Below are 21,941 nucleotides of genomic sequence, written 5' to 3' on the forward strand. Positions count from 1 at the left end.
GACTGAACAGGCTTCGACGAGGAGGCGACGGACGCTCCCGCGATCCTTCAGCAAATTGATCTTGGCGTGTACCCTTGGCAACCAGATCAGGGAGGCCTTGCCACTAGCTCAGCCCGGAAGCGGCCCCGCGGTCGGCCACCGCCGGTGTGCGCATCCAAAAACAGCGGATCCGTCACTACGGAGACATCATGGGTGGACCGAACCGATTCGACGAATTACAGCAGCGCGTCGCGGATATCGCACGCCCGGTGTTCCGTCGGCCACTGGACTCGCCGTACCAGATCTCGAACGAATTGTTCGCCGCGCTTCGCCACGTCCTGCACGACGTCGGCGGCCAACCGGACGTGCCGATCGAGTACCTGGAGAAGGACGAAGAAGCCTGGGAGATGAACACCTACGTCACCTGTGAATGCCTCGGCTGGCGTGGCGTGTGGAACTCCGAGGAACGCCGCCGGGCCGAGAACGACCTCGGCGCCACGCTGTACTTCGGTCTGCCCTACTACGCGCGGTGGGTGACCGTCGCCGCGAAGACCTTGGTCGAGAAGGGGCTGATCACCCCGGACGAACTGTCGGCGAAAGTGGACGAAGTACGCGCACGGTTGGAGGCGCGGCGGTGAGCAGGAAGTATCGGATCGGCGATCGGGTCAGGGTCCGGAACGCTACGTCGATGTTCCACACTCGCACCCAGGCCTACACCCGCGGGCACACCGGTGTCGTCGTCGAATACCGGCCGGAGTGGATCATTCCGGAGGACGAGGCATGGGGACGCGAGGACGGTCGTCTCGAGCCGTTCTACGTGGTGCGCTTCCGTCAGAAAGACCTATGGCCCAACTACACCGGCTTCGACGTCGACACCTTGGAGACCGAGGTCTCCGAGCGCTGGCTCGAGCCCGCAGAGGAGGACGCCCGGTGAGCCGGACCCACGATCACGAGGCGCATGCGCCGATCCAGACCAGTGAGGAGATCAGCGAGTTCGAAGTCCTGGAGACCGCGATCCGCGAACTCGCCATCGACAAGGGCCTTTTCTCGCAGGAAGATCACCGCCGATTCGCCGAATGGGCTCAGTCGGTCGGCCCGCACGGTGGATCGAAATTGGTCGCGAAGGCGTGGACGGATCCGGAGTTCAAGGCACGTCTGCTCGCCGACGGCACCGAGACGTGCAAGGAGGTCGGCATCGACTGGCGCGACCCGACCGGATCCGGGACGCCGAGCGACTACACCTACTTCTACGTGCTGGAGAACACGCCCACGGTGCACAACGTCATCGTGTGCACGCTGTGTTCGTGCTATCCGCGGCCGGTTCTCGGCATGTCACCCGACTGGTATCGCACCCCCAATTACCGTCGGCGCCTGGTCCGCCGGCCGCGCGAGGTGCTGGCCGAATTCGGCCTGCACTTTCCGCCCGACGTCGAGATCCGGGTACACGACTCGAACCAGAAATCCCGGTTCATGGTGCTGCCGATGCGCCCCGAGGGCACCGAGGGGTGGACCGAGGAACAGCTGGCCGCGATCGTCACCCGCGACACGATGATCGGCGTGGCACTGCCGCAGGTCGATTGGACCGCGCGGCAACCACCGAACCAGGTCGAGGCCGCCACGGGAAAGGACGCGCGACAGTGACGAGCGGTCCCTACGAAGTCCTGCTGGACACCCTGGATCCGGCGTCGCGCCGGGAAACGACGCTGCCCGAACTCGACCGCGCACCCGACCCGTGGGAGTCGAGCATGCAGGCGACGTGCGAATGCCTGTCCTGGCGCGGCGCCCTGGACAACCTGGAACGCCGCCGAGCCGAGGACGCCCTCGGCGAGACGATCTACCAGGACTTCCCGGTCCGGACCCGCTCGGTCGTCGTCACGGCCCACGCTCTGATGGACCGCGGAGTGATCACCCCGGAGGAGCTGCGCGCCCGTATGGACGCGGTACGGAAGCGGTTCAACCGGCGGTAGACCTCGCTGCCCCACCGTCATTGCCGCGATCCGATCGGCCATTCAGCGCACCACCACGACGTCGCAACGCCAAACCAGGCAGCGGCGCGGTCGTCACCTGTTTAGCCCGGAAAGCCGGTGGAATCTCGCGAACAAGCATCGGACCGGACGGGAGGACGCATTGGACCCCGAGGACACCGCGTCCACCGCGAAAGCCGGCAGCGGTCTCGGACCTGACGCGGCGGATCGAATAGCCCAGGAACGCCCATTTGTCGTGGTGGTGGGTGACGCGGCTCTAGATGTGTGGAAATGGGGACGCTGCGAAGGGCTGTGCCGCGAGGCGCCGGTCCCGGTGATCGACATCGAACGCGGCTCGACAGTGCCGGGCGCGGCGGGAAATACGGCGGCCAACCTGGCGGCGCTCGGCGCGCGGACGCGATTGGTCGCGCTCACCGGTGACGATTGGGCATCCACCGCATTGCGTGACGCACTGGAGCGTTCGGGCGTCGACGCGACGTGGCTGCGGCGGGCCACGAGCCGCGCGACTCCGGTCGAGACGCGCATCGTGGCCGATGACCAGATCATGGTGCGCTACGCCGAGGGCGGCAGCACCGCTGCCAACGACCCCGAAGTCGACGCGCTGCTCGTGTCGCTCGATGAGACGCTCAGCGCCGCCGCCGCGGTAGTTGTCGGCGACCATCACGGAGCGCTCGGCGACCGCATGTGCCGAGCCCTCACCGCCCGGCGCGAGCGGTTACCGCTGCTGATCCTCGACACCCACCATCCAGGGCGCTGGCGCCGCTTGTGCCCGGACCTGGTGAGGCTCGACGCGGATGACGCCATTGCCGTGCTCGGCCTGTCCCGCACCGACGGAGACCGCCCGCCGACGAACGCGAAGCAGCGCGTCGAACTCTTGGATCGTCATCGGCACCGCCTGTTCGAGGTTGTCGGCACGAGCACGCTGGTCATCACCCTCGACCGCGCCGGAAGTGTGCTCTTGGACGAGGATCGTCCGGTGCATCCGACACGGGCGCGGCCGGTGCCGGAAAGTCGATCCGCAGGCGCCGGAGGCACTTTCGTCGCCGCCCTGACTCTCGCATTGATCAGCGGTATGCCGCTCACCTCGGCTGTGGAGCTCGCGCAGGCCGCCGCCGACGTGGTGGTCCATCGGCAGGCGACCGCGGTCTGCACGACCGGCCAACTGCGTGAGCGGCTCGCTCGCAGCGGCGCGGCGGTACTTCCGCAGCGGGAATTGGCCGAGGTCGTCCGCAACCATCGTGCTGAGGGCAAGCGCATCGTGTTCACCAACGGTTGCTTCGACGTGCTGCACGCCGGGCACATCGCCTACCTCGACGAGGCCAAACGCCTCGGGGACATCCTGGTGGTCGCGGTCAACTCCGACGGAAGTGTGCGCAAACTCAAGGGTCCCGATCGTCCGGTGAATTCCGCGCACGACCGCTGTGCGGTGCTGGCCGCGCTGAGCTGCGTCGATCACGTGACGATCTTCGACGAGGACACACCGGCCGGATTACTGCGCGCCACGGAACCCGACCTGTACGTCAAAGGCGGCGACTACCGGCTCGATTCGCTGCCCGAGACACCGATAGTGCGCGAATACGGCGGCGAGGTAAGGGTGCTGAGTTATCTGCAGGACCGCTCCACCTCCGCGATGATCGAACGGATCCGCGCCGGTAGCTGATTGCGCCCCGCCGTGCTGTCCACCATCTCGGATTGATCATCGGCGCAGCGGGTACGCGCCGGTCATGGACTTACTCGTGATCGCCACTACGGGCCTGGTCGCCGCTCCCGGAGGGACCGCGAAGAGACCGCACCCAGCAGCGACGATCACGGACACCATGGCGAGCGGTTGAGCAGGCCACAGGCAGTCACGCTTCCCGACCCCGCGGGTACGACGACGAGGAGGGACAACGTCGTGAAGATCGCCATGGTTTCCGAGCACGCCAGTCCCCTCGCCCAGCTCGGTGGCGTCGACGCCGGCGGCCAGAATGTACACGTCGGCGAGTTGGCGGCCGCGTTCGCCCGCCGTGGGCACGAAGTCACGGTCTATACCCGCCGCGAGGCGCCCGACATCGACACCGAGGTCGTCACCGAAGCCGGTTATCGGGTCGTACATGTCCCCGCCGGTCCGCCCGAGCCGATTCCGAAGGACGGCATTCTCCCCCACCTCGGCGAGTTCACGACGTTCCTGCGGGAGCAGTGGTCGAAGCGTCCACCCGATCTGATCCACGCGCACTTCTGGATGTCCGGGCTGGCCTCCGAGGCGGCCGTGGCGCGAGGCCCACGGATCCCGGTGGTGCTGACCTTCCACGCGCTGGGCACGGTCAAGCGCCGATACCAAGGCTCCGCCGACACCAGCCCGCCGTCGCGGATCGAATTCGAGCGACTCATCGGTACCCGCGCCGATCACGTGGTGGCCACCTGTACCGACGAAGTCCAGGAACTCAAACGCATGGGCGTTCCCCGGGCGCGCATCTCCGTCGTGCCGTGTGGTGTCGATCTGACGTCGTTCGGTCCGCACGGGCCTGCCGCCGAGCGAGGACGACACAGGCGTTTGGTCTCGGTGGGAAGACTGGTCCCGCGCAAGGGATTCGACACCGCCATCAAGTCACTGGTGTACGTGCCCGACACCGAACTGCTGATCGCGGGCGGCGCGGACAACGACAATGACGCGAACGGCGCCGAATCGCAGCGGCTGCGGCGCGTCGCGGTCGAACACGGCGTCGCCGACCGCGTCCGCTTGCTCGGCCAAGTTCCCCATGCCGCCATGCCCGCGCTGCTGCGTTCGGTCGACGTGGTCGTGTGCACGCCCTGGTACGAGCCCTTCGGCATCGTGCCGCTCGAGGCGATGGCCTGTGCGAAGCCGGTGGTGGGCAGCGCGGTCGGTGGGTTGCTCGACACCGTGCTCGACGGTGTCACCGGCGCACTGGTCGCCCCCGAACCGGACCAGGTGGCGCGCGCGTTACGGCCCCTGCTCGACGACGACTCGCTGCGCCGAGCGTGGGGCATCGCCGGATATCAACGAGCGCGCGACCGCTACTCCTGGGATCGCGTCGCCGAAGAAACACTCGCCGCCTACCGCCGCGCCACACCGGCGCCCGACAGCCCCCTCGCGACCGCTGGCTGAAATCGACCATCCGTCTGGAAAGGATCTCGTGTGAGCCGACCGGAGAAGACAGCACTCGGCAATGTCCTGATCACCGGAGGCGCCTCCGGGCTCGGCGCCGCCACCGTGGAGGCGGTACGCGCCGCGGGTGGCGTCCCTTTGGTCATCGACCGGAACAAACCCGAAACCGACGTCATCTGGGAGTACGCGGATCTGGCGCACTCCGAGGACGCCGAACGAGCGGTGCACACCCTTCTGCACCGCGCCGACGGCCACCTGAGCGCGGTCTTCACCGCCGCGGGTATCGACTCGTGCGGCAAGCTGGACGACGTCTCGACCGAGGACTGGGAACGCGTCGTACGGGTGAACCTGCTCGGGACCGCCGCCGTCATCCGGGCCGCGCTGCCCGCGCTGCGCGCCGGCCACGGCACCGTGGTCACCTGCGCGTCCACTCTGGGCCTCAAGGCGCTGCCGGACGCGACCGCGTACTGCGCCTCGAAATTCGGGGTGGTCGGCTTCACCAGGGCGCTCGCGGCCGAGACCGCCGGCGAGATCGGCGTCACGCTGCTGGTCCCCGGCGGTATGCACACCGCGTTCTTCGACGGGCGACCCGCCCAGTACGCGCCGCCTCCGGATGTCCAGCTCAACAAACCCGAGGACGTCGCAGCCGCCGCGGTCTTCGCCATGACTCAGCCGCGCGGGTGCGAAGTCAGAGAGCTGGTCGTCTGCCACTCCACCGAGCAATCCTGGCCATGACGATCTCGAAGTGGCTTCCCGAGCGGCCGAACGAGATCGAAGCCGGGCCTGTCCCGGTGCCGCAACCGCTGAACGTACTGATCTGGCATGTGCACGACTCCTGGATGACCTCGTTCGTCCACGGCAACCACACCTACCTGGTTCCCTGCGCCGCCGAGCGCGGCAACTGGGCCCGCGGGCGGACTGGGCGCAGCAGACCCGCCGCGGTGCGCGAAATCGCGCCGGCCGACCTGGCGAAAGAACAGGTCGACGTCGTGGTCCTGCAGCGGCCGGAGGAACTGGAGCTGGCGCGCCGATGGCTGGGCCGAGCACCCGGCACCGACCTGCCGGCGGTGTACGTCGAGCACAACGCCCCTCGTGCGCACGCGGCGCTCACCCGTCACGCGCTCGCCGACCGCAGCGACATCCTGCTCGTGCACGTCACCCATTTCAACCGGCTGATGTGGGACAACGGCCGGTGTCCGGTCACCGTGATCACACACGGGGTCCTCGACCCCGGCCATCGCTACACCGGGGAACTCGAACGCGCCGCCACGATCATCGACGAGCCGGTGCGGCGCGGGCGGATCACCGGCACCGATCTGCTCGTCCCGCTCTCGCAGGCCGCGCCTATCGACGTCTTCGGTATCGATACCGACGATCTGCACGTGGCGCTCGGCCTGCCACCCGAGCGTGTACACGGCGCGGGCGATCACGGACAGAGCCGACTGCACGCGGAACTGGCGCGACGGCGTGTCTTCGTGCACACCGCCCGCTGGACGTCGCTGGGACTTTCGGTGGTCGAGGCGATGTTCCTCGGCATGCCCGTCGTCGCGCTCGGCACCACGGAGGCGCCGTCATCGATTCCGGCCGACGCGGGCATCGTGTCGAACGATCCGGCTGTCCTCGACGAGGCCGTTCGCATGTTCCTTCAGGAGAAGTGCTTCGCCGAGGTCGTCGGCAACGCGGGCAGGCACTGGGCGAAGGACACCTTCGGCATCGACCGGTTCACCGCGGCCTGGGACCGCCTGCTGGCCGAGGTCGCCGCCGCCCACCCGGTGCGGACATGAGCGGACATGTGCTGGCAGCCCGGCTCGACAGCGCCGGAGACGTCCTGATCACCGGTCCCGCGGTGCGGGCGGTGGCGGCGCGCGCTGATCGGGTCACATTTCTGGCCGGACCCCGCGGTCGCGCCGCCGCCGAGCTGCTGCCCGGCGTCGACCAGGTGATCGAATTCCAGGCGGGCTGGGTGGACTTCGATCCCCCACCGGTGACCGCGTCCGCGGTCGAGCAGCTGCGGACCACAATGGCTGCGCTGGGCTTGGACGAGGCGCTCATCTTCACCTCGTTCCACCAGTCACCCCTGCCCTTGGCCCTGATCCTGCGCATGGCCGGGGTGCCGCGCGTCTGCGCGATCAGCACCGACTATCCGGGGTCGCTCCTTGATGTCCGTCATCTGGTCGACGAGGACGCGCCCGAACCGATCCGCGCGCTGTCACTGGCGCGTGCGGCGGGGTATCCGGCGGCGGATGCGCGGTTGCGGATCCGTACGGACCTGCCCGACGTGCGGCCGCTCACCGGCGACCCTGGCTACGTGGTGGTGCATCCCGGCGCGGCCGTGCCGGCCCGGCACATGTCCGCTGCCCGCTCGAGGTCCGTGGTCGCGGCACTGACCGGAGCGGGCCACCGGGTGGTGGTGACCGGTGGTCCCGACGAGAAGGCACTCACCGCCACCGTGGCGGGCGACCTCGCGACCGACGCGGGTGGCGCGACCGACTTTCCGATGTTCGCCGCCGTGTTGCGCGAAGCGTCCGTCGTGGTCGCCCCCAACACCGCCGCCGCACACCTCGCGGCCGCGGTCGGCACACCGGTCGTCTCGCTGTTCGCGCCGGTCGTCCCGGCCGGGCGCTGGGCGCCCTATGGGGTGCCCTCGATCGTGCTCGGCGACCAGTCCGCGCCGTGCGCGGGCTCACGCGCACGGCACTGCCCGGTACCGGGGCATCCGTGCCTGAACCAGATCCCCGATACCGCCGTCGTCGCCGCGGTCGACCGGCTGGCCGCATCGGCCGCGAGCGGTTCGCCTCCTGCCGACACCGAGAAACGTCCTGCCTGAACCCGGGTTCAGCGTGCCGCGCGGTTTCAAATTGGTCAGCCCGGGCATGACACACGCATCAACGCCGTCGAAGCGCACAGACGCGCGTCACCTGCGTGACGGGACGAGGAGGGTGAATGAGCATCACAGAACCCCTGGTTCCTCGTCTCGCCAGGGTGCCCGTCCGTCCCGCGGCGGTGTTGTTCGATCGCGATGACACGCTCATCGTGGACGTTCCGTATCTCGCCGACCCGGCCCTCGTGCGGCCGGTGCCGGGAGCGCGCGAACAGCTGCGCCGCCTGCGCGGCGCGGGAATCCGCACCGGGGTGGTGAGCAACCAATCCGGCGTCGCTGCCGGTCTCATCACCCCAGGGCAGCTCGCGGCCGTCAACGCCAGAGTCGAAGCACTGCTCGGCCCCTTCGACACGTGGCAGGTCTGTGTGCACGCGTCCGCCGACAGCTGTGGCTGCCGCAAGCCCGAGCCGGGGCTGATCGTGGCCGCCGCGGAAAGCCTGGCGATCGAGCCCGAACGCTGCGTCGTGATCGGCGACATCGGCTCCGACATCGAGGCGGCGCTGGCGGCAGGCGCAGGCGCCATTCTCGTACCGACGCCGCGGACACGCCCCGCCGAGATCGCCCACGCCGAGCGGATGGCCGCCGTCGCCCCCGATCTGACCGCCGCCGTCACCCTCGCCCTCACGGGCGTGTGCAAGGAGGGTCCGTCGTGAGCAACGCGAACGAACCGACCGAGGGCAGCCGTGGGATCGCCGACGGGCGCGTCGACCATCGGCGTGTCGCAGCGGTGGAAGAACATTTCGACGCGCTGGGCGTCGCACTGAGCCGGAACCTTCGACCCGCGGCGGCGCGGATCGTCTCGTGGGCACAGCAGCTGGCCGCGGTCTACGAACGCGGCGGCCGGTTGCTCGTGTGCGGCAACGGCGGCAGCGCCGCGGAGGCCCAGCACCTGACCGCCGAGCTGACCGGCCGCTTTCGCGCCGAACGCCGGCCGCTGTCGGCCATAGCGCTGCATGCCGAGACCTCCAGTCTCACCGCGATCGTCAACGACTACGGCGTGCAGGAAATGTTCGCCCGCCAGCTGCGGGCCCACGGGCGCGGCGGCGATATCCTGCTGGCGCTGTCCACCAGCGGTTCCAGCGCCAATGTCGTCGCCGCCGCGAAGGCGGCGCAGGAGATCGGGCTCCCCACCTGGGCGATGACCGGTCCCACCCCCAATCCGCTCGCCGCGCTGTGCGACGACGCGATCACGATCGAAGCGGACACGACCTCGACCGTGCAGGAACTGCACCTCGTGCTGGTGCATTCGCTGTGCATGGCGCTGGAGGCGGCGCTCGGGGCGGACTCATGACCTCGCAGGGCCCGCTGGTCGTAGTCGGCGACGTACTGCTGGACATCGACATCGAGGGCCGTGCGGACCGGCGCAGTCCCGACGGGGACGCCCCGGTGGTGGACGTGGCGACCCGCACGCTTCGACCGGGCGGGGCCGGGCTGGCCGCTGCCCTCGCCGGACAGGACGTCGCGGATGTCGTGCTGATCGGCGGATTCGCGACCGATCCTTCGGGTGATCGACTGCGCGCGCTGCTACCGGAACGGATACGTGTGGTGTCCTTGCCATTTCGTGGGAGTACGGTCCGGAAAGAGCGGATTCGCGCGGTGGGGCCCTGTGCGGGCTGCGCAGGGCCGGAGGACAGGCCGGCGACCATCACCCGGCTCGACTTCGGTGACGGCGGTGTCACCGCCGACCCGTTGAGCGACAACGTGCGTGAGGCGATCGACACGGCCCGAGCGGTACTCGTCGCTGACTACGGCCGAGGCGCCGCCGGCCATCCGCAGGTCAGGACACTGCTCGAGGCACGGGCGGGACAGATTCCGCTCGTCTGGGATCCACACCCCAGAGGGCCGGTGCCGATCCGTGACGCCACATTGGCGACCCCGAATCGCGACGAGGCGCAGCGGTTCGTTCCCGGCACGCGGGGTCCCCGCCGGGCCGCCCGAATGCTGACGGAGCGATGGTCCGCGCAGGCGGTCGCGGTGACGCTCGGTCCGGATGGCGCGATGCTGTTCTGCCGCGGCCGCCCAGACGTCCTGCACCTGCCGACGCCGTCCGGACTGCTCATGAGCCCGGGATCCGATACCTGCGGCGCGGGTGACCGGTTCGCCGCCGCCGCGGTCAGCGCGCTGGCCGACGGGGCGGACGTGGAGAAGGCGGTGCAGCTCGCCGTCGCGGCGGCGACGGAATTCGTCAACAGCGGTGCGGCCTCCGCACTCGCTTTTCCTCAGGATCATGCGCCTGTCGCGACGCCGATCCCGGAGCATCCGATGTGACAGCCGAGTCCGATGAGCAGCACCCTCGTTCCGCGTGCACTCGGACTCGGGGATCTGCGTAAGCTGCTGCTGCTATGGCCCTCAACGCGACACTGCACAACTTCGCCGTTCACCTGGCCGACGTCGACCGTGACGTCTATCAGGAGCTGGCGTTGCGGGTAGCGCGGCATCCGTCCGAAACCGCCGAGTTCATGGTGACCCGACTGCTGGCCTACTGCCTCGAGTACGAGGAGGGCATCGCTTTCAGCGACGGCGGCGTGTCGTCCACCGACGAGCCCGCGGTGCTGGTGCGCGATCGTACCGGGCGCCTCACCGCGTGGGTCGAAGTCGGCGCGCCCGACGCAGAACGCGTGCACCGGGCCGCCAAACTGGCGGATCGGGTTGCCATCTACACCCATCGCGACCCGGTCAAGGTGCTGGCGCACCTGGACGGCAAGCGGATCCATCGCGCCGACGCGATCCCGCTCTACAGCTTCGACAGTGACTTCGTCGGTTCCGCCGTCGCCGCGATCGAACGCCGCAACACGGTCACCATGTCCGTGACGGAGCGCCTGCTGTACCTGGAGCTCAACGGCACGGCCCTCAGCACATCGGTCACCGAGCATCGATTCGGTTAGTCCTGGGCAAGGGCTGCGCTGGAGGGACGGGTAGCGATCCAGGGGTCGAAAAATGGCCCAGGCCGGAGAGATCGGAATCTCTCCGGCCTGGGCCGTTTGTAGCGGGGACAGGATTTGAACCTGCGACCTCTGGGTTATGAGCCCAGCGAGCTACCGAGCTGCTCCACCCCGCGTCGGTGAACACAACATTACACATGAGCTCGCAAGGACTGCAAATCGCCAGCTCAGCGGCGTTTTCGCAATGTTTACCGAGGCGCGACGCGACAAAGAGGCGACGAATGCCGGAGTCCCCACCCGAGGGCGGCGACGTCCCGGTGCCGTAGTGCGCCCGCGCGCCATATGGACACAGCATCCCGCTTTCAAACGTGACACATATCACCATTTCTACGTGATATCGAGCACATAACGATGCGATAACTCGGGGCACTATCTGCGTGTCAGGGCGTTTCCAACCTGCCAAAACGGCGATATTCGGGTTATTCGCTTCATGCAATTCCGGCGTTATCGAGATGTGATCCGCTGAGATTTCTTCGTTACCTTCAGTCCACGGCCCTGATCAACCGTGACGGGCTCGAACTCGAACCGCCGAACACCGGTAACCCTGTCCCGCGGTTCGAGGATCCCCGACGACCTGGGGACAGGGACACGGCAGCGAGCTCGATCGCCGTGCCGGCGGGCGCAGGGAGGGAATCGACCATGACTGAGAACCGGAAGTTCAGCACCCGCGCCCTCGGCTTCGCCGCCATCACCGGCGCCCTTGTTGCCGTCCCGTTCGCAATCTCCACCGCCGAAGCCTCCGCCGCCCCGACCCACGACTGGGACGGTGTCGCGCAGTGCGAGAGCGGTGGCAACTGGGGGATCAACACCGGTAACGGCTACTACGGTGGCCTGCAGTTCTCGCAGAGCACCTGGACCGCCAACGGCGGTCAGGGGTCCGCGCACACCGCGAGCAAGGAAGAGCAGATCCGCGTCGCGGAGAACGTGCTCGCCACTCAGGGTCCCGGCGCCTGGCCGAGCTGCGGCAAGTACCTGCGCCCCGGGACCTCCGAGCCGGAGCCGGCCGTCCAGCCGGAGCCGATCCCCGCCGCGCCCGCCATCCCCGCCGCGCCCGCCCAGCCCGCAGTGCCCGCCCAGCCCGAGACCCAGACGGTGGTCGACCAGGCCAAGTCCGCCGCGAACGAGCTGGCCAAGCGGTACGGCCTCGAAGGCCAGTTCCAGCAGATCCTGGACCAGCACAGCAACCTGATCGACTCCTTCGGTCGCTGACGCCACCTGCGCCGGATCGTTCCGGCGCCACACGAAGGGCGCCGCCATCGCAATGATGGCGGCGCCCTTCGTTTCTGCCCTACTTCAGCGGCGTCCTACTACTACCGGCCCGCGTCCTGATAGGCCTTGACCGCGGCTTCCAATTCGTCCAGCGCCCGGCCGAAGTCCTGGAAGTTTCCGCTGCGCATGGCAGTTCGCACATTCTCGATCTTCCGGTTCAGCTCGGCGGCGGCCGCGTCCTTCGCGGAGGACGACCCGGTCGCGGGCGGCGGAGCGGAAGCAGGGGCCGGGGTTCCGGCGTTCGTCCCGTTGTTGCCCTGCTCGACCGGCGGCGGCACGGTGCCGGGCTTCGGCCTGGTGCCCGAGTCACCGCCGAACGGCGTCGCCAGCGCGCCCGCACCGGGGATGACCTGGTTCAACGCCTCGGCCAGTGTGGAGGCGTAGCCCACCTTCACGCTGCCGGCCTCGTCCCGGTAGCTCACCAGTACGCGCAGCAGCTGCGGGAAGGTCGCGGTGTTCGGACCGGTATTGCGCTCGTTGTAGAACGGCTCCACATAGAGGATGCCGCCATCGGCGACCGGCAAGGTCAGCAGATTGCCATATTTGATTTTGTTCGAATTGGACAGCAGCGTTTTCTCGCGGGATACCTCCGGCGCCGTCGTCATTCGGTTCTGCGTCTGCTGCGGACCCAAAGTTTGTGTGTCCGTTGGCAATCGCAGAATCGTGAATTTCCCGTATCCGTCCGGATCCGACCGCACCGAGATATAGGCCGACAGGAACTGCCGGTTGTAGCCCACCATGGCGCTGGTCAAATTGAACGTGGGCTTGCTGGTTTTCGCATCACCCAGCAGCACGTAGTACGGCGGCTGGCTCGCGGTCGTCCCGCCCTCGGTGGTGGGATCGGCCGGGACCGACCAGAAGGCGTTGTTGGTGAAGAACTCGCGCGGGTCGTCCACGTGGTACTTGGTCAGCATCTCGCGCTGCACCTTGAACAAGTCCTCCGGATAGCGGAAGTGCGCCCGCAGTTCCGGCGAGATCTCACTCTCCGGCTTCACCGCACCAGGGAACACCCCGCGCCACGCCTTCAGCACCGGGTCCGACGAATCGACCTCGTACAACGTGACGCTGCCGTCATAGGCGTCGACCGTGGCCTTGACCGAGTTGCGGATGTAACTCACCGACTTGCGCGGCAGCAAACGGCCGGTCTTCTTGTCGATGCTGTCCTCGAGCGCGCCCTCCAGTGAGGTGGTCTGGGCGTAGGGGTAGTTGTCCAAGGTGGTGTAGGCGTCGACGATCCAGACGATGCGTCCGCCGACCACGGCGGGATAGGCGTTGCCGTCGGGGGTCAGCCACGGCGCGACCTTCTGCACCCGCTCACGCGGGCTGCGGTTGTAGATGATCTTGGAGTCGTCGCCGATGGCCGAGGAGAACAGGATATTGCGCTCGGCGTACTTGGCCGCGAAAGCGAGTCGGTTGATCCAGTTGCCGATCGGCACCCCGCCCTTGCCGGTGTAGGTGTACTGCGCGGTGTCGGAGTCGTATTCGCGCGGACGCTGCCCGTCCATCGCGCCGACGATCGCGTAATCCGGGTTGGACTGCGAGATCAGCTCACCGAAGTACACGCGCGGCTGGTCCACCTTGATCCGCTGCTTGTCGGAAGGTGTGAACAGGTCGCTGACCATGAAGATCGGGTAGCCGCTGTCGCTGCTGCCGCCGGTGGCGTTGGGATCCTCGGACTGCGGCTTGTTCACCCGGTTGGCGGGAGCGGCGACGAAGCCGTTGCCGTGGGTGTACACGGTGTGCCGGTTGATCCAGTCGGTCTGGTTGCCGCTCAGCGCCGCAGGCGAGAGCTCACGGGCGGCGACGATGTAGTCCTGTACGTCGCCGTCGAGGTTGTAGCGGTCGATGTCCAGCGACTCGGGGAAGCCGTAGAAGTTCTTCAGCTGGCGCAGCTGGGTGAAGGTGGGCGAGAGGATGTTCGGGTCGAGCAGCCTGGCGTTGCCGATGGTCGCGGCGTCCACGGGAACCTCGAGCGGGCTCTTGCTGCTCTCGCCCTTGTAGTCCTTGTAATCGATCTTGTCGTCGGTGATGCCGAACGCCTGCCTGGTCGCGGCGATGTTGCGTTCGATGTACTCGCTCTCCTTGTCCGCGGCGTTGGGGCGCACGGAGAACTGTTCGACCACCAGCGGCCACACCGCGCCGACCAGGATCGAGGACAGCACCAGCAACGCGGCGGCCATCGCGGGCACGCGCAGATCGCGCAGCACGATGCCGGCGAAGAAGGCGAGCGCGCAGATCACCGCGATGGACAGCAGGATGAGCTTGGCGGGCAGCACCGCGTTGATATCGGTGAACGAACCACCGGTGAAGGTGGGTTCCTTACGGCTGCTGGACAGCAGCTCGTACCGGTCGAACCAGTACGCGATCGCCTTGAGCAGCACGAAAAGCCCGGCCAGCACGGCGAGTTGGATGCGCGCCGGGCGGGTCAGCGTGCCCTCGCGTCCGGTCAGCCGCAGGCCGCCGAAGACGTAGTGGGTGACCAAGCTGGCGAAGAACGCGATGACCACCGCGACGAACAGCCAGTTCAGCACCATCCGGTAGAAGGGCAGATCGAAGGCGTAGAAGCCGACGTCGAGGCCGAACTCCGGATCCTTCTCGCCGAACGAGCCGCCGTTGAGGAACAGCTGCACCGTCACCCAATTCGACTGCGCCACCAAGCCGGACAGCAGGCCCAGCAGCACCGGGATGCCGACGCCGAACAGTCGCAGCCTGCTCATCACGGTGGTGCGGTACCGCGCGATCGGGTCGTTCGGTCCGGCCACCGGCACGAACACCGGCCGCGACCGGTAGGCCAGCAGCAGCGCGAGCCAGACCACCGAGCCGACGAATGCCGCCACGACGATGAACAGCAGGATGCGCGTGCGCAGCACGGTGAGATACACATCGCGGAAGCCGACCTCGCCGAACCACAGCCAGTTCGTGTAGGTGTCCGTCAACCGCGGCCCGAGCAGCAGCAGCGCCGCCAGGACGACGGCTGCCACCAGCAGCACACGGCTGCGTCGGGACAGCGAAGGTAAGCCGGTGGGGGGCCGCATGCCCACGATGCCACTCTCCAAGGTCCGGCGACGCTCGCACCGATACGCCCGGCCGATGCGCCGCAGTCCGATGTTGCGGGAGGTCCTTGCGGACCGTCTCGGGCCCACTCTACGGAAATCGGACACCGGGCAGCTGGCAGGGTTGCTCTCGCCGCGCCGGATGGATCACCGACCGGGTTACGGGGTTGTCCTGAACGCCCGTTTGATTGGATGTTCGCGTGACGCCAGACCTGCACGCCGAACTCGTCCTAGCCCGTTCCGTCCGAGAGGTAGCGGAATTCGTGGATGCCGAGGGGTGGGGCCGTCCACCGCAGATGTTCGCGCTGGTGCCGACGGCGGACCTGGTCGCGGCGCAGCCGGAGCTGGAAGATCAGCTCGACACGGGCGACGAGCTGACGCCGGTCGCCCAGGAGGCCTTCCCGGACGACGTGACCGGCGGATCGATGGCTCTCGACGAGTTCCTGGCCACCACCAGCTGGCCGCCCGCCGTCCGCGGGTGCGTGCTGGTCCAGGAGATCGTGGTGCTCCCGCCGGACGCGGAATCGACGCTGGACGACGCCCTCGCCCCACTACTGGCCGACCATGAGGCCGCCGACGCGGCCGCGCGCGCCGCAGCCGAGGCGCACCCGGAGCGCCGGGAGGCGCGGCTGTTCGCCGCGGTGCTACGTGATGGCGCATCACTGTGCCTGCTGCAGCTGCGTCCCGAGGACGACGCCGACGACTTCGGCGACCTCGATCTGCGCACCTACCCGAACCTGGCCCCGAACCTCATCGAGGCGCTGCACCACACGCTGGAATGAGCGCGCTCGGTCAGCCGCAGCTGACCGGCTCCTTGCCCACGGTGATGTCGTTGAGCGACTGCACGGCGCCGGTGAGGTTCTCGACCTTCACCAGCCGGAGGCCGTCGGGGCTCCGCTGCCTGGCCTCGTTGCAGTTGGCCGCGGGGACCAGGAAGGTCTCCGCGCCCGCTTCACGCGCGGCCATCATCTTGTATTGGATGCCGCCGATCGGGCCGACCTTGCCGTCCTGATCGATGGTCCCGGTGCCCGCCACGAATTTGCCGCCGTCCAGCTCGCCGGGGGTGAGCTTGTCGATCAGGGCCAGGCTGAACATCAGGCCCGCCGACGGGCCGCCGATATCGGCGAGGTTGAACGCGACCTGCATGGGCGGGCGAGCGCCCTCGCCGGGCGTCACGCCGAGGTAGCCCTTGGCGGCGTCGCCGGGGCGGGAGCCGAGCGTGATCGTCGCGGTCTGCTCGGCGTTGTCCCGCCGGTACACCACGGTGAGCGGAGTGCCGGGCGCCTGCGACGACACCGCGGAGACCACGTCCTTGGGCGCGGACATCGGCGCGCCGTTGATGCTGACCAGCTCGTCGCCCGCGCGCAGCACACCACCCGCGGGGCCGTCGTCGGCGACCTTGCGCAGCAGCACGACCGTCGGCAGCTTCAGGTAGTGCAGCGCGGCGACCTCGGCGTTGCCCTCGGAATCCTTGAAGTCCTGCTGGTTGGACTTGTCGATCTCCTCGCGCGACACGCCGGGCGGGTAGACCTCCGAGCGCGGCACCAGACCGTGCTTGCCGCTGGCCCAGAAGCCGAACGCCTCGAAGATGCTCAGCCCGTCGCGTACCGACACCGTGGTCATGTTGAGGTGCCCGGTGGTCGGGTCGACCTCCGTCCCGCGGACGTCGACGACCTCCTTGCCGTCCACCTGGCCGAGTGTGTTGAAGGTGGGTCCGGGACCGAGTGCGACGAACGGCACGGTCAGCACACTGCCGACGACACCGAGCACGAGCACCGGGATCAGGGCGGCCACCAGGGTGAGGATCCGACGATTCACCCGGACCACAGTAATGACAGCGGGCGCCGCGAAGCGGGAGAGGCGGTCATTTCGCCCGCGCGCGCCGTCGCCGTTTCGCGCCGCGCGAACACAGAGCCACGGTGCTACGCGCGTAGATTAAGGACTATGAGTGACCTCCCCTTCGGATTCTCGAACCGCGACGACGACGACGAACGCAAGCGCGGCGACGAGCCGAGCGGCCCCGGTCCGAACGACGCGTTCGGTTTCGGGATCGGTGGGTCCGGCGCGGGCGGATTCGATCCCGCGCAGCTCGGTCAGATGCTGACCTCGCTCGGTCAGATGCTCAGCGGCATGGGACAGCCGGGCTCGGCGCAGGCCGGGCCGGTGAACTACGACGTCGCCAAACGGCTGGCACGCCAGCAAGTCGGCTCGACTGTCGCTCCGGTGACGGCGGGCGCAGCGAGCGCGGTTGCCGACGCCGCGCATCTGGCCGAACTGTGGCTGGACAACGCGACCGACCTGCCCGCGGGCGCCACCAAGACGGTCGCCTGGACCGCCAACGATTGGATCGAGCAGACCTTGCCCACCTGGCAGCGGCTGTGCGACCCGGTGGCCGAACAGATCTCCGGGATGTGGACGGCATCGCTGCCCGAGGAGGCCAGGCAGTTCGCCGCGCCGATGGTCGGCATGCTCGGCCAGATGGGCGGCCTGGCATTCGGCTCGCAACTCGGCCAGGCGCTCGGCCAGCTCGCCAAAGAGGTGCTGACCTCCACCGACATCGGCCTCCCCTTGGGACCCACCGGCACCGCCGCGCTGCTGCCCGCGGCGATCTCGGAGTTCAGTGCGGGCCTGGAACAGCCGGAAAGCGAGATCCTGGTATTCCTCGCCGCGCGCGAAGCCGCCCACCAGCGGCTGTTCGCGCACGTGCCGTGGCTGCGTCAGCAGGTGCTCGGTGCGGTCCAGGATTACGCACGCGGTATCCGGATGGACTTCTCCGCGCTGGAGCAGGCCGCGCAGGACATCGACCCGATGTCGCTGACCGATCCCGCGAAGCTCGAGGAGATCCTGTCCCAGGGCACGTTCGAGCCGCAGACCACGCCGGAGCAGAAGCAGGCGCTGGAACGGCTGGAGACGCTGCTCGCGCTGATCGAGGGCTGGGTGCAGGTGGTGGTCAGCGACGCCGTCGGCGATCGGTTGCCCGGCGCGGGCGCACTGGCCGAGACGCTGCGCAGGCGGCGTGCCACCGGCGGGCCCGCCGAGCAGACCTTCGCCACGCTGGTCGGCCTGGAATTGCGTCCGCGCAAGCTGCGCGAAGCGGCGGCGTTGTGGCGCAGGCTCACCACCGACGCGGGCATGACGGCGCGCGATCGAGTCTGGTCGCACCCCGATCTCCTGCCCGATTCCGCCGACCTGGACTCCCCGGCCGGTTTCATCGACTCGGTGATCGGTGGCGGAACGACCGCGTTCGACGATCCGCTGGCGCAGCTGGCCGAGACCGAGGCGCGCGAGCAGGCCGAACGCGAAGGCAAGGACGGCGGTTCCGGCCCGGACCTGGGCAAAGAGGGCGACGCTCCCGCTTGATCCACCCTGTGGATGACGCGAGAACCTGTGGATAACCGCGGGTTTCGAAACGAGTCACGCATTGCGTGTTTCGCATACTGCTGACATGACAACGATGTGTCGCGGTCCGCGGTTGCGCCCCAGCGTGACCGTCCTGGTTCGCCCGGCCGGCGTCGTCCAGCTCGGATGTGATCCCGAGACCGCCGTGGTGCTCGGTCCGGAAGGCATGGACGCCGAGGCCGTGCTCACATTCCTGCGCCTGCTGGACGGCTTGCGCACCAAACCGCAGATCATCTGGCGAGCCGGGGAATGCGGTATCGATGCAGAACAGGCCGTGGCGTTGCTCACGCTGATCGACGAAGCCGGGCTGCTGGACCATCCCGAGGACCGGGCCGGGCGGGTACTTGCGGTGCGGGTGCACGGGCTCGGCCCGCTGTCCGACGCGGTCTCCGCCGGGCTGCGCGCACTCGGGGTGCGGCCGAGCCGTTCCCGGGACTACCCGTCCGGCGCGGCGACGGTGCGCACCTGGAGGTCGGACCTGGTGGTGCTGGCCGACACGCTGATGCCCGACCCGCGATTGGTGAACGACCTACTGCTGCACCGGATTCCGCATCTGCAACTACGCATTCGGGACAACAAGGGCGTCGTCGGGCCACTGGTGCTGCCCGGCGCCACCAGCTGCCTGCGCTGCGCCGACCTGATCCGCGCGCAGAACGACGCCGACTGGCCGCATCTGGCCGCCCAGCTGCTCGGCCGGGTCGGCCACGCCTCTCCCGCCGGGATCGCCGCGACAGCCGCGGTCGCCCTCGGCGAACTGGAGGCGATCGTGGATTGCTCGCCGCGCCGCACCCCGGCCACGTTGAACGCGACGGTGGAGCTGGATCTGGGTTCGCACGTTCTCGATCGGCGCGTATGGCACCGGCACCCTGAGTGCGCGTGCGCACGCGTGCCCGCCTAATGGGCGCAGCCGGACGAAGTCCGCCAATAGCCCGCGCCGGGCCGAGCGAAGGCGAGGCAGCCGCACACCTGAGCGCGGGAGCGCGTCCGTGATCAAGATTGCCATGGCCGACTCGCTGGTCTGTCCGCCATGATGGGTACGTGTCAGAGATCGCGCGCAGCCGCTCGTCCCGCAACGCCAAGTTGGCCAAGATTCCGCTCGGCATCGCGGGCCGGGCCGCCGTGGGGTTCGGCAAGAAGCTCGCCGGAGGCGACAAAACCGAGATCAACGCCCAGCTCAACCAGAGGGCCGCCGAGCAGTTGTTCACCGTGCTGGGTGAACTCAAGGGCGGCGCCATGAAGTTCGGACAGGCGCTCAGCGTGATGGAGGCCGCCGTCCCGGAGGAGTTCGGCGAGCACTACCGCGAGGCGCTGACCAAACTGCAGGCCGCCGCGCCGCCGATGCCGGCCGCGACGGTGCATCGCGTGCTCGACCAGCAGCTCGGCACCCAGTGGCGCACTCGCTTCCGTGAGTTCGACGACAGCCCGGCCGCATCCGCCAGCATCGGCCAGGTGCACCGGGCGGTGTGGTCGGATGGGCGACCGGTCGCGGTGAAGGTGCAGTACCCCGGCGCGGACGACGCGTTGCGCGCGGATCTCAAGACCCTGTCCCGCATGACCGGCCTGGTCTCCTCAGTGATCCCCGGCGCGGACGTCAAGCCGATTCTCGCCGAGATCACCGAGCGCACCGAAGAGGAACTGGACTACCGCAACGAGGCGGCCAACCAGCGCGCCTTCGCGAAAGGTTTCGAGGGACACGGCGAAATCGTCGTGCCGAAGGTGGTGGCGAGCGCGCCGAAGGTGATCGTCACCGAATGGCTGGATGGGACCGCCGTTTCCGCGATCATCAAGCAGGGCGGCGAGGATCCGGCGGGCACCGTCGCGCTGCGCAATCGAGTCGCGGCTCTGATGGGCCGCTTCCACTTCTCCTCCCCGGAGGTCGTCGGGCTGCTGCACGCCGACCCGCACCCGGGCAATTTCATGATGCTGCCCGACGGCAGGCTCGCCGTCATCGATTTCGGCGCCTGCGCGCCGATGCCCGACGGCTTCCCCCCGGTGCTGGGCCGGATGCTGGCCCTCGCGGTGGAGGAGCGCTTCGCCGAGCTCACCGGGTTGCTGTACGACCACGGCTGGGTGATCCCGGGCCGGGTCGTCACCCACCAGGAAATCGCCGACTATCTGCGTCCGTTCACCGATCCGATCCAGGCCGACTCGTTCCACTTCACGCGCAGGTGGATGCAGCGGGTGGCGGGCAAGGCGTCGGAGTTCTCCAGCCCGGAGATGAAAACCGCTCGGGCGCTGCAACTTCCGGCGGAATACGTGATGATCTTCCGGGTGCTCGGCGGTTCCGTCGGCATCCTGGCCCAGCTGGACGCCGAACTGCCGTTCATGCAGCTGGTCCGCACCTGGATGCCCGGCTTCCGCGAGGAACGCACAGCCTCCTGAACGCAGGGCAGCCGCCCACCGGGCAACGGTGAGCGGCTGGCCTGCTTTCTCGTTCGTTGGCTCGGCCCGTGCCGGGACCGACTGAATCGAGCACATCGACCGGAGGGAGAGAAGTCACTCCCCGACTCATGCCGGGACCGCGACCTTGCGCGGACGACCACGCGGACGCTTGCGGGCGATCACGACACCCTGGTCGAAGATCTCACCGCCCCAAACACCCCATGGCTCACGCCGATCGATGGCCGCGTTCAGGCAACCCTTGCGGATCGGGCAGGTCGCGCACAGCGCCTTGGCCTGCTCCAACTGGACCGGGCTCTCAGCGAACCAGAGATCCGGGTCGCCGGCACGGCAGGGCAGGACCTTGGTGGACTCCTGGGGACGAGTAGTCGACGCCACGGTTCGGCATGTCACGTCAGTAGCGGCTTGTGGCCAACCCTGTGCGGTGAACACGTCGTTCTCCTTCAGCTCGTTTGCAGCGGTTCGTTTCGTTGTCCGCGAAACCGGTGCCTGGTGGCTGAAGGGCCGGAGAAGATTGGCCACGGTTTCGCTGTCGTGCGATCCGTGGCCAGGAGGTCGGGGAGGAGTTCCCTACCTAGGTCGACATCTGTGTCGAGTCCTGTTCACGGTCGCTGGGTGTGCGGTGCGGAGGCGTGCTGCCCGCGGATCCGCCGGCTCGAAGCCGGACTCGTCCGCGAAGACGCCGACTGCTGCGTCGGCAGCCGTCGGGTGCCAGCCCACGCTGGGCTTGTCCTGCTTTTCGGTGCGAATGGATGCGGGCATGACGGCCGAATTCACTTTCGTGCCGACCATGCCGCAGGCACCGATTCCGGACAGACCGATCCCCTGCAAAGCGAGGATCCCCCGGGAGGCCGCCATGGGCGCATAGACCGCAACGCCATTGGCGTCGACGTTCATCATGTTGTCCATTGCTCTGCCTCCCTCCTG

Annotated in this window: 22 protein-coding genes and 1 tRNA gene; 18 read left to right on the plus strand and 5 right to left on the minus strand. The window is 68.4% G+C overall.

Features of this window, described 5'->3' with window-relative positions; all coding sequences use genetic code 11:
* The first annotated feature begins 188 nt into the window (after positions 1–188).
* The 13 genes from IU459_RS39270 to IU459_RS06230 all read left to right on the plus strand — a co-directional run bounded on the left by IU459_RS39270 (position 189) and on the right by IU459_RS06230 (position 10,836).
* Positions 189–617 carry an SH3-like domain-containing protein gene (locus IU459_RS39270; RefSeq protein ID WP_195128472.1) on the plus strand — a complete coding sequence of 143 codons (429 nt, stop codon included), beginning with the start codon at positions 189–191 and terminating at the stop codon, positions 615–617.
* Between the two features lie 50 nt (positions 618–667).
* The gene (locus IU459_RS39275) at positions 668–913 is read left to right on the plus strand and encodes an SH3-like domain-containing protein (protein ID WP_324198762.1); all 246 of its coding nucleotides are present in this window, start codon (positions 668–670) and stop codon (positions 911–913) included.
* Positions 910–1,620, plus strand: a complete 711-nt coding sequence (gene scnC / locus IU459_RS06180; protein WP_324198763.1) for a thiocyanate hydrolase subunit gamma — start codon at positions 910–912, stop codon at positions 1,618–1,620. Before IU459_RS39275 ends, scnC begins: the two co-directional genes overlap by 4 nt.
* Entirely contained in the window at positions 1,617–1,946 is a 330-nt protein-coding gene (locus IU459_RS06185; protein ID WP_195128475.1) for a ScnB, read from the plus strand. Before scnC ends, IU459_RS06185 begins: the two co-directional genes overlap by 4 nt.
* A 160-nt stretch (positions 1,947–2,106) precedes the next feature.
* Positions 2,107–3,624 carry a D-glycero-beta-D-manno-heptose 1-phosphate adenylyltransferase gene (rfaE2, locus tag IU459_RS06190; protein WP_195128476.1) on the plus strand — a complete coding sequence of 506 codons (1,518 nt, stop codon included), beginning with the start codon at positions 2,107–2,109 and terminating at the stop codon, positions 3,622–3,624.
* A gap of 234 nt (positions 3,625–3,858) precedes the next feature.
* Positions 3,859–5,070 (plus strand): glycosyltransferase, encoded by a 1,212-nt coding sequence (locus tag IU459_RS06195; protein WP_195128477.1) that lies wholly within the window; start codon positions 3,859–3,861, stop codon positions 5,068–5,070.
* 30 nt (positions 5,071–5,100) lie between these two features.
* Positions 5,101–5,805 (plus strand): SDR family oxidoreductase, encoded by a 705-nt coding sequence (locus IU459_RS06200; protein ID WP_195128478.1) that lies wholly within the window; start codon positions 5,101–5,103, stop codon positions 5,803–5,805.
* A gap of 80 nt (positions 5,806–5,885) precedes the next feature.
* A complete protein-coding gene (locus IU459_RS06205) occupies positions 5,886–6,854 on the plus strand; it encodes a glycosyltransferase (RefSeq protein ID WP_324198770.1) in 969 nt (322 codons plus the stop codon).
* Positions 6,851–7,897, plus strand: coding sequence for a glycosyltransferase family 9 protein (locus tag IU459_RS06210; RefSeq protein ID WP_195128479.1), 1,047 nt, complete (start codon positions 6,851–6,853; stop codon positions 7,895–7,897). Before IU459_RS06205 ends, IU459_RS06210 begins: the two co-directional genes overlap by 4 nt.
* Before the next feature lie 116 nt (positions 7,898–8,013).
* Entirely contained in the window at positions 8,014–8,604 is a 591-nt protein-coding gene (locus IU459_RS06215; RefSeq protein WP_195128480.1) for a D-glycero-alpha-D-manno-heptose-1,7-bisphosphate 7-phosphatase, read from the plus strand.
* Between the two features lie 74 nt (positions 8,605–8,678).
* The gene (locus tag IU459_RS06220) at positions 8,679–9,242 is read left to right on the plus strand and encodes an SIS domain-containing protein (RefSeq protein WP_195128576.1); all 564 of its coding nucleotides are present in this window, start codon (positions 8,679–8,681) and stop codon (positions 9,240–9,242) included.
* Positions 9,239–10,219, plus strand: a complete 981-nt coding sequence (locus IU459_RS06225) for a PfkB family carbohydrate kinase (protein WP_195128481.1) — start codon at positions 9,239–9,241, stop codon at positions 10,217–10,219. Before IU459_RS06220 ends, IU459_RS06225 begins: the two co-directional genes overlap by 4 nt.
* 74 nt (positions 10,220–10,293) lie before the next feature.
* A complete protein-coding gene (locus IU459_RS06230; RefSeq protein WP_195128482.1) occupies positions 10,294–10,836 on the plus strand; it encodes a YaeQ family protein in 543 nt (180 codons plus the stop codon).
* A gap of 99 nt (positions 10,837–10,935) precedes the next feature.
* On the opposite strand, the gene IU459_RS06235 is transcribed toward IU459_RS06230, so the two are convergent.
* A tRNA-Met gene (locus tag IU459_RS06235) sits at positions 10,936–11,009 on the minus strand.
* Between the two features lie 523 nt (positions 11,010–11,532).
* Here IU459_RS06235 and IU459_RS06240 point away from each other — a divergent pair.
* Complete coding sequence (locus tag IU459_RS06240) at positions 11,533–12,102, plus strand: transglycosylase family protein (protein WP_195128483.1); 570 nt, start codon at positions 11,533–11,535, stop codon at positions 12,100–12,102.
* Positions 12,103–12,203: 101 nt separating this feature from the next.
* Here IU459_RS06240 and IU459_RS06245 read toward each other — a convergent pair whose 3' ends face one another.
* Positions 12,204–15,203 (minus strand): UPF0182 family protein, encoded by a 3,000-nt coding sequence (locus tag IU459_RS06245; protein ID WP_195128484.1) that lies wholly within the window; start codon positions 15,201–15,203, stop codon positions 12,204–12,206.
* A gap of 212 nt (positions 15,204–15,415) precedes the next feature.
* On the opposite strand from IU459_RS06245, the gene IU459_RS06250 reads away from it, so the two are divergent.
* Positions 15,416–15,997, plus strand: coding sequence for a PPA1309 family protein (locus IU459_RS06250; protein WP_195128485.1), 582 nt, complete (start codon positions 15,416–15,418; stop codon positions 15,995–15,997).
* Positions 15,998–16,007: 10 nt separating this feature from the next.
* On the opposite strand, the gene IU459_RS06255 is transcribed toward IU459_RS06250, so the two are convergent.
* On the minus strand, positions 16,008–17,033 hold the full coding sequence (locus IU459_RS06255) for a YlbL family protein (RefSeq protein ID WP_195128486.1): 1,026 nt from the start codon (positions 17,031–17,033) through the stop codon (positions 16,008–16,010).
* A gap of 126 nt (positions 17,034–17,159) precedes the next feature.
* On the opposite strand from IU459_RS06255, the gene IU459_RS06260 reads away from it, so the two are divergent.
* From IU459_RS06260 to IU459_RS06270, 3 genes are all read left to right on the plus strand, one after another.
* Complete coding sequence (locus IU459_RS06260; protein ID WP_195128487.1) at positions 17,160–18,575, plus strand: zinc-dependent metalloprotease; 1,416 nt, start codon at positions 17,160–17,162, stop codon at positions 18,573–18,575.
* A gap of 85 nt (positions 18,576–18,660) precedes the next feature.
* Complete coding sequence (locus tag IU459_RS06265; RefSeq protein WP_195128488.1) at positions 18,661–19,512, plus strand: hypothetical protein; 852 nt, start codon at positions 18,661–18,663, stop codon at positions 19,510–19,512.
* A 140-nt stretch (positions 19,513–19,652) separates the two neighbouring features.
* Positions 19,653–20,996 (plus strand): ABC1 kinase family protein, encoded by a 1,344-nt coding sequence (locus IU459_RS06270; protein WP_195128489.1) that lies wholly within the window; start codon positions 19,653–19,655, stop codon positions 20,994–20,996.
* Positions 20,997–21,122: 126 nt separating this feature from the next.
* On the opposite strand, the gene IU459_RS06275 is transcribed toward IU459_RS06270, so the two are convergent.
* Together IU459_RS06275 and IU459_RS06280 are read right to left on the minus strand one after the other, a co-directional pair.
* Positions 21,123–21,446: a WhiB family transcriptional regulator gene (locus IU459_RS06275; protein ID WP_436838037.1), complete on the minus strand. Its 324-nt coding sequence runs from the start codon at positions 21,444–21,446 to the stop codon at positions 21,123–21,125.
* Positions 21,447–21,584: 138 nt separating this feature from the next.
* A complete protein-coding gene (locus IU459_RS06280) occupies positions 21,585–21,923 on the minus strand; it encodes a hypothetical protein (protein ID WP_195128490.1) in 339 nt (112 codons plus the stop codon).
* Positions 21,924–21,941 lie beyond the last annotated feature (18 nt).

The sequence above is a fragment of the Nocardia amamiensis genome, from assembly GCF_015477605.1.
Classification (GTDB): domain Bacteria; phylum Actinomycetota; class Actinomycetes; order Mycobacteriales; family Mycobacteriaceae; genus Nocardia; species Nocardia amamiensis_A.

Excerpts from the sequence above, each read along its gene's own strand:
- IU459_RS39270 (WP_195128472.1), top strand. The coding sequence starts at position 189 with ATGGGTGGACCGAACCGATTCGACGAATTACAGCAGCGCGTCGCGGAT.
- IU459_RS39275 (WP_324198762.1), top strand. The coding sequence starts at position 668 with ATGTTCCACACTCGCACCCAGGCCTACACCCGCGGGCACACCGGTGTC.
- IU459_RS06210 (WP_195128479.1), top strand. The coding sequence starts at position 6,851 with ATGAGCGGACATGTGCTGGCAGCCCGGCTCGACAGCGCCGGAGACGTC.
- IU459_RS06215 (WP_195128480.1), top strand. The coding sequence starts at position 8,014 with ATGAGCATCACAGAACCCCTGGTTCCTCGTCTCGCCAGGGTGCCCGTC.
- IU459_RS06225 (WP_195128481.1), top strand. The coding sequence starts at position 9,239 with ATGACCTCGCAGGGCCCGCTGGTCGTAGTCGGCGACGTACTGCTGGAC.
- IU459_RS06230 (WP_195128482.1), top strand. The coding sequence starts at position 10,294 with ATGGCCCTCAACGCGACACTGCACAACTTCGCCGTTCACCTGGCCGAC.
- IU459_RS06240 (WP_195128483.1), top strand. The coding sequence starts at position 11,533 with ATGACTGAGAACCGGAAGTTCAGCACCCGCGCCCTCGGCTTCGCCGCC.
- IU459_RS06260 (WP_195128487.1), top strand. The coding sequence starts at position 17,160 with ATGAGTGACCTCCCCTTCGGATTCTCGAACCGCGACGACGACGACGAA.
- IU459_RS06265 (WP_195128488.1), top strand. The coding sequence starts at position 18,661 with ATGACAACGATGTGTCGCGGTCCGCGGTTGCGCCCCAGCGTGACCGTC.
- IU459_RS06280 (WP_195128490.1), bottom strand. The coding sequence starts at position 21,923 with ATGGACAACATGATGAACGTCGACGCCAATGGCGTTGCGGTCTATGCG.